The sequence below is a fragment of the Nonomuraea sp. NPDC050643 genome, from assembly GCF_040654715.1.
In the GTDB taxonomy this organism is placed as follows: Bacteria; Actinomycetota; Actinomycetes; order Streptosporangiales; family Streptosporangiaceae; genus Nonomuraea.
This window is the reverse complement of the sequence record NZ_JBFAIM010000014.1, coordinates 145,283-157,079: the sequence shown is the minus strand read 5'-3', so window position 1 is coordinate 157,079 and position 11,797 is coordinate 145,283. Positions and strand designations below refer to the sequence as shown.

The window sequence follows — 11,797 nt, the reverse complement described above, 5'->3', positions numbered from 1 at the left end:
GAGATGGATGTCCCGAAGATTCAGGCCTCTCTGCGGCTCATCGCGCGCGGGCTGGAAGAGCTGGCCGCCGCGCTGGGCGAGCAGGAGGCCGGCGAGGACGAGCGGACGGCGCGCGTCATCCAGGAGTGGGGACGGCGCGGGCTGACCCAGAAGGAGGCGTCGGCGCTGTTCCAGCGGCATGGTTTCGCCCCTCAGACCACGGGCGGATGGACGCGCGGCGAATGGGTGGAGATCGGCGACGACGGCCTGCGTTATCTCACCGCCCGATCACACACCTGGCTGGAGGAGCGCTCATGACCTTCTCGATACGCGTCACCGTACGTGGCTACGAGCTCGACACGCAGGGCCACGTCAACGGCGCCGTCTACCACCAGTACGGCGACCACGCCCGCTGGGAGTGCCTGCGCGCGGCCGGCGTCTCCATCGACGATCTGAAGAGCACCGGCGCCGGCCCCGTCACCCTGGAGAACACCATCCGCTACCACCGCGAGCTGCGCGACGGCGACGAGGTCGAGGTGACGTGCGCGTTCGAGTGGGGGACGGGAAAGACCTACCGGATCAGGCAGGAGTTCAGGCTCGCCGACGGCGGGCTGGCGGCCGAGCTGACGGGCGTCGGCGGGCTGCTGGACCTCCAGGCCCGCCGCCTGCTCGACGACCCCCAGGACCGCTGGCGCGCGCTCGCGCACACGCCGGCCGTCCTCGGGCTCTGAAGGCCACTTCTCGGCCTGCTTCTCGGCCTACTTCTTGGCCTTGCCCTCGGCGCCGGAGTCGGTGGACAGCGCGGCGACGAAGGCCTCCTGGGGCACCTCGACGCGGCCGACCATCTTCATCCGCTTCTTGCCCTCCTTCTGCTTCTCCAGCAGCTTGCGCTTACGGGAGATGTCGCCGCCGTAGCACTTGGCCAGGACGTCCTTGCGGATGGCGCGGATGTTCTCGCGCGCGATGACCCTGGCCCCGATGGCGGCCTGGATCGGCACCTCGAACTGCTGCCGCGGGATCAGCTCGCGCAGCTTCTTGGCCATGTCGACGCCGTAGGCGTAGGCCTTGTCCTTGTGGACGATGGCGCTGAAGGCGTCGACCGGCTCGCCCTGCAGCAGGATGTCCACCTTGACCAGCTCGGCCTCCTGCTCGCCGGCGGGCTCGTAGTCGAGCGAGGCGTAGCCCCTGGTGCGCGACTTGAGCTGGTCGAAGAAGTCGAAGATGATCTCGCCGAGCGGCAGCGTGTAGCGGATCTCGACCCGGTCTTCCGACAGGTAGTCCATGCCCAGGAGCTGGCCGCGCCGCCCCTGGCAGATCTCCATGATCGCGCCGATGAACTCGGCCGGCGCCAGGATCGTGGACTTGGTGACCGGTTCGAAGACCTGCGCGATCTTGCCCCCGGTCGGGAACTCCGACGGGTTGGTGACCGTGAGCTCCTTGCCGTCCTCCATGACCACGCGGTAGACCACGTTGGGCGCGGTCGAGATCAGCGACAGCCCGAACTCCCGCTCCAGCCGCTCGCGCACGATCTCCATGTGGAGCAGCCCGAGGAAGCCGACGCGGAAGCCGAACCCGAGCGCGGCCGAGGTCTCCGGCTCGTAGACCAGCGCGGCGTCGTTGAGCTGGAGCTTGTCGAGCGCCTCGCGCAGCTCGGGGTATTCGTCGCCGTCGATCGGATAGAGCCCGGAGAACACCATCGGCTTCGGGTGCTCGTAACCGGCCAGCGCCTGCTGGGCGGACTTGACGACGGAGGTGACCGTGTCACCGACCCGCGACTGCCGCACGTCCTTCACGCCGGTGATCAGATAGCCCACCTCGCCGACGCCCAGGCCCCGCTCGGAGATCTTCGGCTCGGGCGAGATGACGCCGATCTCCAGCGTCTCGTGGGTGGCGCTGGTGGACATCATCAGGATGCGCTCGCGCTTGCCCAGGTGGCCGTCCACGACCCGGACGTAGGTCACCACGCCGCGGTAGGTGTCGTAGACGGAGTCGAAGATCAGCGCCCGGGCGGGGGCGTCGGCGACGCCGACCGGCGGGGGCACCGAGGCCACCACGTGGTCGAGCAGCTCGCGGACGCCGTCGCCGGTCTTGCCCGACACCCTGAGCACGTCGGACGGGTCGCACCCGATCAGCCCCGCCAGCTCTTCGGCGAACTTCTCCGGCTGCGCCGCCGGCAGGTCGATCTTGTTGAGGACCGGGATGATGTGCAGGTCGGCGCTCATGGCCAGATAGAGATTGGCCAGCGTCTGCGCCTCGATGCCCTGGGCCGCGTCGACCAGCAGGATCGCGCCCTCGCACGCCTGCAGCGACCTGGAGACCTCGTAGGTGAAGTCGACGTGCCCGGGGGTGTCGATCATGTTGAGCACATGGCCGTCCCACGGCAGCCGCACGGCCTGCGACTTGATCGTGATGCCGCGCTCGCGCTCGATGTCCATCCTGTCGAGGTATTGGGCGCGCATGGAGCGGTCGTCGACCACGCCGGTGATCTGCAGCATCCGGTCGGCAAGGGTCGACTTGCCATGGTCGATGTGCGCGATGATGCAGAAGTTGCGGATCAACGCGGGGTCGGTCTGGCCAGGCTGAGTGCGCACCGAAGTCCGTTTCGACAGGGTTGAGGTCGAGCAGTCTTTCATGGTGACATGCCCGGGTGATTGCCCGAACCGTCATCCGCCGCGGCTTACGCCTGCTCGCGCTTGCCTTGGCCGTCGTGGTGGCGCTGGTCGGCCTTCTCGCCGCCGCGCTCCGCCTTCAGTTTACCGGTGCCCCGGCGGCCTGGGCGAAGAGCACGGGCAGCGACGCCCTCTGGATGGGCCACGCCTGGGTGGACGGCCGCCGTACGGAGCGCGATGTCGAACGGCTCGCGGTGCGGCTGCGGAGCACCGGAATCAAGGACGTGTACGTCCACTCCGGACCTTTCGAGTGGGACGGCCGCCTGGATCCCGCCAAATACCCCAACGCCGGAAATTTCATCCAATGGATGCGCAAGCACCTGCCCGGCATCCGCGTCTCCGCCTGGCTCGGCCAGGCCGTCAAGGACGGGCTCGACCTCGACGACCCGAAATCCCGCGAGAACGTCCTGGCCGGCGTCGCCGCCATCATGAAGACCGGCTACGACGGCATCCACTACAACTTCGAGCCGATCGGCGACGGCGACACGGAGTTCCTCGACCTGCTCGAGCGGACCAGGCGGCACACCAGGCTCCTGTCGGCCTCCAGCCCGCAGATCGAGCCGTACCCCGCCATGCGCCTGACCGCGCGGGCGATCCTGGGCCACGACAAATACTGGTCCCCCGGCTACTTCCGGCAGGTCGTCAACCGCCTGGACCAGGTCGCCATCATGACCTACGACTCCTTCGCCCCGCTCCAGTCCCTGTACGGCGGCTACGTGGCCCGCCAGGCCGGCCTGGCACTCGACCTGGTCCCGCCCGCCAAGGCCCTCTACATCGGCGCGCCCGCCTACCACGACCACGGAGTACCCTGGCTCGACAACGCCGAGAGCGTCGCGATGGCGGCAGAGGGCACCCGGCTGGCCCTGACCGCCCACGGCCGTCGCGCATTCTTCGGCCTCGCGCTCTACGTGGACTTCGCCGCGACGGAAGAAGATTGGCGCGAGTACATGACTCGGTGGCGTTGATTTGAGCAGCCGCCTGAGTTATTGGTACCCTGAGCAACTGCGTGTGGCGCGCCCTCTCTCGAGCCCGCGCGCCCCATCCATCACTCAGACTTTCACCGAGGCTTCTTCGTGGCGAACATCAAGTCCCAGATCAAGCGCAACAAGCAGAACGAGAAGGCCCGCCTGCGCAACAAGGCGGTCAAGTCCTCCCTGAAGACGGCCGTTCGCAAGTTCCGCGAGGCCGCCGAGCAGGGCGACGTCGAGCAGGCCGTCGCCGCGCAGCGCGTCGCCGCCCGTCAGCTCGACAAGGCCGTCAGCAAGGGCGTCATCCACAAGAACCAGGCCGCCAACCGCAAGTCCGCGATCGCCAAGCAGGCCGCGGCTCTCGCCGCCAAGTAAAGCCTGGTCACAGATCCGGCCACAGATGCGCCGCACTCCGCTGGGAGTGCGGCGTTTCTCGTTTTCGTAGCGCTTCTGTCACGGTTTCGATATCACACTGCCGTATCGGGTCCGTCACCGTTGCAAAGATCGCCTTGCCCCTGCCCGGAACTCTGCCCGAAGGTGCACTAAACGGGCGAAGGGGGACACATGCGGGGGCCGTTGGTCGTCAAAAGGGCGTTCAGCGAGCCGCTGCTCCTCCTGGCGGCGTTCGGCTCGATCCTGCTGGCCACCACCACGCTGGTGGCGCTGACCATGTACGCCTCCTCCATCGCCGAAGCGGGTGTCCGCAGGACGATGGAGACAGCCTCGTACCAGCAGACCGCCGCGACCGTCAGCGCGCCCGTCACGGCCGAGACCTTCCCCCGCTACGACCAGGCCGTACGCGCCGAGCTGGGCCGGGCCTACACCCGGCCGCCCGCCGTCACCACCAGCCTGCGCTCCGACTCCTACACCATGCCGGGCCAGGAGCGGCAGAAGCTGCCCGAGCTGCTCAGGTTCGGCAGCTACGACGGTCTCGACCGGCAGGCCAGGCTCGTCTCCGGCGCCTGGCCGAAGCCCGGCGAGGCGCCGGTCGAGGCGGCGATCTCGCTGTCGGCGGCCTCGGCGACCGGGTTCAAGGTCGGGCAGGAGTTCATCACCCGGGGACGGCTCGACCCCCGCCCGGTCACGGTGCGCGTCTCCGGGATCTTCCAGCTCAACGACCCCTTCGGCGCGCGCTGGGCCGGCGAGACGCTGCTCAGCCGGGGTGTCGAGCGCGGCGAGTTCACCACGTACGGGCCGCTGATGGTGCCGCGTGAGACGTTCATCGCCCGCTTCGCGACCAGCGTGAACGCCACCTGGACCGCCGTGCCGGACCTGCGCGCGCTGACGCCGGAGCAGCTCAGGCCGCTGGCCGGGGCGGTCGCGGAGGTGGGCCGGCGGCTGAAGGCGGACGGGTGCCCCGGCTGCGTGGCCGCCAGCCGCCTGCCCGAGATGCTCACCCAGCTCGACACCGCCTCGCTGGTGGCACGCTCCACCATGCTGATCCCGGTGCTGCAGTTGCTGCTGCTGGCCGCGTACGCGCTGATGCTCACCGCGCGGCTGCTCGCCGACCACCGCCGGATGGAGGTGGCGCTGCTGCGCTCGCGCGGCGCGGGCACCACGCGGCTGGCGGCGCTGGCGGGCGGGGAGGCGCTGCTGGTGGCGCTGCCGTGCGCGATCGTGGCGCCCTTCCTGGGGCCGCCGCTACTCGCGCTGGTCAACCAGATCCCCTGGATCAGGGCGTCCGGGGTGCGGCTGGCTCCGGAGGCGGACCTGGGCACGTTCCTCGTCTCGTTCGGGGTGGCGCTGGCCGCGGCCGTGCTGCTGATGTCACCGGCCCTGGCGGGGGCGCGGCGGACGTACGTGGAGGAGCAGTCGGCGCGGGGCCGCAGCGGCGGGCGGGGGCTCATCGAGCGGGCCGGCGCCGACCTGGCGCTGCTCGTCGTGGCCGGCCTGGCGATCTGGCAGCTCCAGCGCTACGGCGCGCCCGTCACCGCCACCGCCGCGGGCGGGCTCGGCATCGACCCGCTCATCATCTCCGGGCCCGCGCTGGCCCTGCTCACCGGCGGCATGCTGGGGCTGCGGCTGGTGCCGCGGGTCTCGAGGCTGGCCGAGCGGGTGACCTCCAGGCGGCCCACGCTGGCCCCCGCGCTCGGGGCGTGGCAGGTGAGCCGGCGACCGCTCAAGTACGCCGGGCCCGCGCTGCTGCTGACCATGGCGATCGCGATCGGCATCGTGTCGATGGCCACCGCCTCCACCTGGCGGACCTCACAGCTCGACCAGGCCCGCCACCAGGCCGGAGCCGACCTGCGGCTGTCGGGCCCGCCGGACGGGCCCGAGCTGGGGGCTCTCGGCCGCGGCACGGTGTTCGCGGCGCTGCCCGGCGTCACCGCGGCCTCCCCCGTCTACCGCGGGCAGAGCGAGGTGAGCGGCGAGCTCTCGGTGCTGCTCGCGGTCGACGCGGGCAAGCTGGGCGAGCTGTTCCAGCTCCGTCCCGACCTGTCGGCCCAGTCGATCGGCGAGATGTCGCGGGGGCTGGCGGGCGACCAGGCGGGCAAGCTGGACCTGCCGGGCCGGCCGGACCGGCTCGAACTGCGGGCCAGGGTCAGCGCCGACCTGCCGCTGCGGCTGGTGCTGTCCGACGCGCTGGGGGTCTGGCGCGACGTGCCGCTCGGCGTGCTGCGCGAGGGCGAGAACCGGGTCGAGGTGGACCTGCGGTCGCTGGCCGGGCGGACGGGCGCGATCACGTACCCGGTGGCGCTGCGCGGCCTGGTCGCGGGCGCGCCGGAGGGCACCGCCGACCTGACCCTGACCGGGCTGAGCGCGGGCGGCCAGGAGGTGGCGGCACCACGGCTCACGATGAAGGTGAGCGGGACGCGGCCGACCATGGCCTCCTTCGCCCCCCAGGCCGAGCCGGGGCCGCTGCCCGTCGTGCTCACCGCCGACCTGGCCGCCTCGCTCAAGCTGGGCGTGGGGCAGACCGGACGGGCCAGCGTCGATCGCCGGGTGCTGCCGGTCAAGGTCGTGGGCGTGGTGGACACGATGCCGACGACCTCGGCGGGGCAGAAGGCGGTGCTCGTCGACTGGGGGACGCTGCAGGCGTACGAGCTGGGCGCGGCGCAGTTGCCCAGGCCCGCGACCGAGTGGTGGCTCGCCACCGGCGGCGGCTCGGCCGCGACGGCGGCGCTCAAGGGCCGTCCCGAGTGGGACGTCACCGCGCTCGACCAGCGCGAGCTGGCCGCCGGGCTGCGGGACGACCCGCTGGCCAGCGGGCTGCAGGGCGCGCTGATGCTGGGGTTCCTGGCGGCGCTGGTGTTCGCGGTGCTCGGGTTCCTGGTGAACGCGGCCGTGGCCACCAGGGAGCGGACGGCCGAGTTCGCGATCCTGCGGGCGCTCGGGGTGAGCTCCGGACAGGTGTTCAAGCTGCTGGCGATGGAGCAGGCGTTCGTCATCGGGCTGTCGCTGGTGGCCGGCACCGGGCTCGCGGTGGTCGTCGGCGTGCTGGTGGTGCCGCACATCGTCCTGACCGGGCAGGCCTCGGCCGTCACGCCGGGCGTGGTGCTCGACATTCCGTGGGCGGCCACCGGCGCGATGCTGGTGCTGGTGGCCGGGGTGCTGTTCGCGATCGTCGCGGGGCTGGCCCGCAACCTGCGCGGGCAGGGGCTCGCGCTTCGGGAGGAACAGTGAGGATCTGGCTGCTCGCCCGGGTGCACCTGGGCACGGTGGCCGTGCTCTTCGTGCTGACGTTGAGCGCCTGCCTGCTGGTCTCGGGCCTGCCCAGGGCGATGCAGGCGTCGTACGACGAGGCGCTGCGCCGCGCGCTGGCCGCCGCGCCCGCCGTGCAGGCCGACCTGACGGTGACCGTGGAGTCCCGCTCGCAGGAGGAGGACCTGCACGAACGCGGCCAGTTCGACTCCCGCGACCGCAACTGGCGCGAGATCGTGCCCCCGGCGCTGCGCCCGCTCGTGGCGCGCACGGGCCACATGTCGGCCAAGACCACCCTGACGCCGATCACCGGCACCGGCGGCCAGTCGTACCTCAACCTGGGCTGGCTCTCCGACGCCGACCGGCGCGTGGAGTGGATCCGGGGACGTCCGCCCGGCGCGCCGTCCACGGCACGGTACGAGGGCGAGACCATCCCCCTGTTCGAGGTGGGGGTCCCCGAAGAGGCCCTGCGCGAGATGAGCCTGAAAGTCGGCGAGACGAAGACGATCGGCGAGAACGACTACGCCGCCGTGAAGATCGTCGGCACCTACGAGGCCAGGAACGCCGCCGACCGCTACTGGTCGCACAACTCCGACCTCCTGCACGTCTTCAAGGTGCAGCCGCCCGGCTCGCTGGAGATGGAGAAGCACATCACGGCGCTGATCTCCGACGCCGGCCTGACCGCGCTCAGCGGCGAGGGGCGCAACCTGTCCTACCGCTGGGTCCTGCCGCTCGAGGCGACGGCGGCGACCGCTCTGGGCACGTCCGGCCTGCGGGCGGGGGTCGCCGAGTTCGACCGGCTCGTGGCGTTGCAGTCCACGGGCTCGGCCAGCCCGTACCACCTCGAAACCGGGCTGCCCAAGCTGCTCGACGACTTCATGGCCGCGCTGTCCACCGCGCAGACCGTGATGTACCTGGTGCTCGGCGGGCTGCTGACGGTGGCGCTCGGCGTGATCGTGCTGGCCGTGCAGTTGCTGGCCGACCGGCTGGACCACACGCTGACCCTCACGCGGGCGCGCGGCGGCGGGCTGCGGCAGGTGGCAGGAGCGACGGCGGCGCTGGCCGGGCTCGCGGTGGCGCCGGCCGCCCTGGCCGGGTACGCGCTCTCCTATCTCGTGCCGGGGCCCGTGCTGCCGATCGTGCACGCGGGGCCGGTGCTCGTGCTGCTCGTCGCCGTCGGGTACGCCGCCGCGCGCACGGCCGTCACCCACCGCACGCCGCTGCACGAGCGCCGCGACGACGTGGCCGCCGCCCGGCCCACCGCCAAGCGGATCACGCTGGAGGCGCTGGTCATCGTGCTCGCGCTGGCGGGGGCGTACCTGCTGCGGGCGCGTGGCCTGAGCGCCTCGGCGGGGCAGGATCCGTTCCTGCTGCTGGTGCCGATCGCCCTGACGCTCGCGGCCGCCCTGATCACGTTGCGGTGTTACCCGTACCCGCTGCGGCTGTTCGTCCGGCTGGCCGCGCGCGGGCGGGCGGCGGTGCCGTTCCTCGGGCTGACCAGGGCGGCCAGGGCCCGCTCCGCCAGCGTGCTGCCGGTGCTGATCCTGCTGCCCGCGCTGGGGGTGTCGGTGTTCGCGGCGGTGGTCACCGACGGGATCGCGAGCACGCAGCGGCTGGCGTCATGGCAGCAGGTGGGCGCGCCGATCAAGCTGACCTCCGACCTCGAGATCCCGGCCGCCGCCATCGACCGGGTGCGGGGGCTCGCCGGGGTGGAGCGGGTGGTGCCCGCCCAGACGGGCCGGGTCCAGGTCGGGTACGGCGCCGAACGGGCCGAGGCCATCGCCGTGGACGTGGCGCAGTGGCTGGCGATCCTGGAGGGCGCGCCCGTCGGCCTGCCCGCCCTGTCCGACGGGGCCCTGGTCTCCCCCGAACTGCAGGGGCGGGGGACGTTCGAGATCGGGTGGCAGTCGCGGGTGAAGCTGGCCACGCGGGGCGTCATCGCCTCGGTGCCCGGCTTCTACAGCAAGGGCAAATTCCTGGTGGTACCGCTCGACGTGCAGACGCGGCCTGCCGTGAACACGTTGCTGATCCAAGGGGACCCGTCCCTGGCCGAGCTGGCACGGCTGGTCCCGTCGGCGGCCGTCGCCTCGCAGGCGCAGACCCTGCGGGGCATCCAGGACGACCCGCTGACGAGCACGGTGCGCTGGACGCTGATGGTGGTGACGGTCGCGCTGGCCGCGTACGCGCTGGCCGCCGTCGTCCTGTCGCTGGTGATCGGGGTGCCCGACCGGGCCAGGGCGCTGTCGTTCCTGCGTACGCTCGGGTTGTCGGACCGGCAGGCGCAGCGGCTGACCGTGCTGGAGATCCTGCCCATGATCCTCGTCACCGCGCTGGTCGGGCTCGGCCTGGGGCTCGTCCTCCCGGCCGCGCTCGGGCCCGGCGTGGACCTGTCCTCGTACGCCGGTGACCTGCCCGTCGGCGACTACGCGCTCGACCCGCTGCTCCCGAGCGCGCTGGCCGCCGGGCTGGCCGCCGTCGCCGTGCTCGGCGCGTACGCGCACATCGCCATCGGCCGCCGCCGCAACCTCGGCGCCGTCCTTCGAGTGGGGGACCTCACATGAACCCGACCCTGTCCGAGCTGGAAGCCAAGGCCACGCGGAAGAAGGCCGCGTTCGGCGGCGACGCGCACATCGTGTGCGACAACCTCGTGCGCATCTACAAGACCGAGGGCGTCGAGGTCGTCGCGTTGCAGGGCCTGGACCTGGCGATCGACAAGGGCGAGCTGGTGGCCATCGTCGGGGCGTCGGGGTCGGGCAAGTCGACGCTGCTGAACGTGCTGTCCGGGCTGGACGTGCCGACGGCCGGGGTGGCCAGGGTGGCGGGGACGGACCTGCTGTCGATGAGCGCCAAGGACCGGCTGCGGTACCGGCGGTCGGTGGTGGGGTTCATCTGGCAGCAGACGGCCAGGAACCTGCTGCCGTACCTGACGGCCAGGGAGAACGTCGAACTGCCGATGAAGCTGGCCGGGGGCGGCGGTCGTCAGGCGGGCGCCGGTGCCGGCGGCCCTCAGGGCCGTGCCGGTGCCGGTGCCGGTGCCGGTGCCGGTGCCGGTGGTGGGCGGGAGCGGCGGGAGCGGGCGGGTGAGTTGCTGGAGTTGCTCGGTGTCGGTTCCTGCGCAAACCGGAAACCTTCCGAAATGTCGGGCGGCGAGCAGCAACGCGTGGCCATCGCCGTCGCCCTCGCCAACTCCCCGCAGCTCATCCTGGCCGACGAGCCCACCGGCGAGCTGGACAGCGAGACGTCGGAGCAGGTCTTCGACGCGCTGCGCAAGGCCAACAGGGAGCTCGGGGTGACCGTGGTCATCGTGACGCACGACCCGCTGGTGTCGGAGCAGGTGGACCGGACCGTGGGCATCCGGGACGGGCGTACCAGTAGCGAGACGCTGCGGCGCGAGGACGCCGAGGGGCAGATCATCGCCGAGGAGTACGCCGTACTGGATCGGGTGGGGCGGCTGCAACTCCCGCGCGACTTCATGAACGCCCTCGAGATGGAGCGGCGGGTACGCCTCGAACTCGAATCCGACCACATCGGCGTGTGGCCCGCCCGAGAGGAGCCCTCAAGTGACTGAATCACCCCTGGTCGTGGTGGAGGGCCTGCGGAAGGTGTACCGGACCGGGCCCAAGGAGGTGGTGGCGCTGCGGGACGTGTCGTTCTCGGTGCGCCCCGGAGAGCTCGTCGCGGTGCGCGGCCGGTCGGGGTCGGGCAAGACGACCCTGCTCAACCAGATCGGCGGCCTGGACAAACCAGACGCCGGGCGCGTGGTGGTGGACGGCCACGAGGTCTCCGCCCTGTCGGAGGACGCCCTGCTGGCGCTGCGCAGAGACGTGGTGGGGTTCGTGTTCCAGTCGTTCGGCCTGATCCCGGTGCTGTCGGCGGCCGAGAACGTGGGGGTGCCCATGCGGCTGCTGCGGATGCCGGTGGAGGAGCGGGAGGCTCGCGTACGGATGCTGCTGTCGCTGGTGGGGCTGGAACAGCACGTGAATCAGCGGCCGTACGAGCTGTCCGGGGGGCAGCGGCAGCGGGTGGCGATCGCCAGGTCATTGGCGAACCGGCCACGGTTGCTGGTGGCGGACGAGCCTACGGGGCAGCTCGACTCGCAGACGGGGCGGCAGATCATGGAGCTGTTGCGGGCCGTCGTACGGAGTGAGGGGGTCACGGCGCTGGTGGCCACGCATGACCCAAGCTTGATAACGCTGGCGGACCGCGTACTGGAGATCAGCGACGGCGTCGTACGCGAAACAGCCCTCACCTGACCTTCCCTCATCCCCTTCACCCCCACCCACCGAGCTCGCCCCACCCACCGAGCTGAAACCTGCCACCACCACCAACCTGACTTCAGCACCACCACCCATGACCGTGACCCGCACGACCGTCACCCGCACGACCGTCACCGCACGACCACCGACCGCTGGGCCCCCGCACCTGCCGATCACCTTTACCCTCCGCGCCCCGCCGCGCCTTTCACTTTCCGCGTCCTGCCGCGCCTTCACTTTCCGCGTCCTGCCGCGCTTTCACCCTCCGCGTCCTGCCGCCGCTGAC

The 11,797-nt window shown here is 71.6% G+C and carries 9 protein-coding genes; 8 read left to right on the top strand and 1 reads right to left on the bottom strand.

The window, feature by feature from the left end:
* Positions 1-3 precede the first annotated feature (3 nt).
* Entirely contained in the window at positions 4-297 is a 294-nt protein-coding gene (locus AB0I15_RS20885) for a hypothetical protein (protein ID WP_358097685.1), read from the top strand.
* Entirely contained in the window at positions 294-710 is a 417-nt protein-coding gene (locus AB0I15_RS20880) for an acyl-CoA thioesterase (RefSeq protein ID WP_358097682.1), read from the top strand. Before AB0I15_RS20885 ends, AB0I15_RS20880 begins: the two co-directional genes overlap by 4 nt.
* 27 nt (positions 711-737) lie before the next feature.
* Here the strand turns inward: AB0I15_RS20880 and lepA are convergent, their stop codons facing one another.
* The gene (gene lepA, locus AB0I15_RS20875) at positions 738-2,612 is read right to left on the bottom strand and encodes a translation elongation factor 4 (protein ID WP_358097679.1); all 1,875 of its coding nucleotides are present in this window, start codon (positions 2,610-2,612) and stop codon (positions 738-740) included.
* Positions 2,613-2,626: 14 nt separating this feature from the next.
* Here lepA and AB0I15_RS20870 point away from each other — a divergent pair, with 14 nt between their 5' ends.
* From AB0I15_RS20870 to AB0I15_RS20845, 6 genes are all read left to right on the top strand, one after another.
* Positions 2,627-3,613 carry a glycoside hydrolase family 18 protein gene (locus AB0I15_RS20870; protein WP_358097676.1) on the top strand — a complete coding sequence of 329 codons (987 nt, stop codon included), beginning with the start codon at positions 2,627-2,629 and terminating at the stop codon, positions 3,611-3,613.
* A gap of 108 nt (positions 3,614-3,721) precedes the next feature.
* Positions 3,722-3,991, top strand: coding sequence for a 30S ribosomal protein S20 (gene rpsT, locus AB0I15_RS20865; RefSeq protein ID WP_358097673.1), 270 nt, complete (start codon positions 3,722-3,724; stop codon positions 3,989-3,991).
* Positions 3,992-4,180: 189 nt separating this feature from the next.
* Entirely contained in the window at positions 4,181-7,240 is a 3,060-nt protein-coding gene (locus tag AB0I15_RS20860; protein ID WP_358097670.1) for an ABC transporter permease, read from the top strand.
* Positions 7,237-9,819 (top strand): FtsX-like permease family protein, encoded by a 2,583-nt coding sequence (locus tag AB0I15_RS20855; RefSeq protein WP_358097667.1) that lies wholly within the window; start codon positions 7,237-7,239, stop codon positions 9,817-9,819. The genes AB0I15_RS20860 and AB0I15_RS20855 overlap by 4 nt, the downstream gene beginning before the upstream one ends.
* Positions 9,816-10,826, top strand: a complete 1,011-nt coding sequence (locus tag AB0I15_RS20850) for an ABC transporter ATP-binding protein (RefSeq protein ID WP_358097664.1) — start codon at positions 9,816-9,818, stop codon at positions 10,824-10,826. The genes AB0I15_RS20855 and AB0I15_RS20850 overlap by 4 nt, the downstream gene beginning before the upstream one ends.
* Positions 10,819-11,511, top strand: coding sequence for an ABC transporter ATP-binding protein (locus tag AB0I15_RS20845; protein ID WP_358097661.1), 693 nt, complete (start codon positions 10,819-10,821; stop codon positions 11,509-11,511). Before AB0I15_RS20850 ends, AB0I15_RS20845 begins: the two co-directional genes overlap by 8 nt.
* Positions 11,512-11,797: the final 286 nt, after the last annotated feature.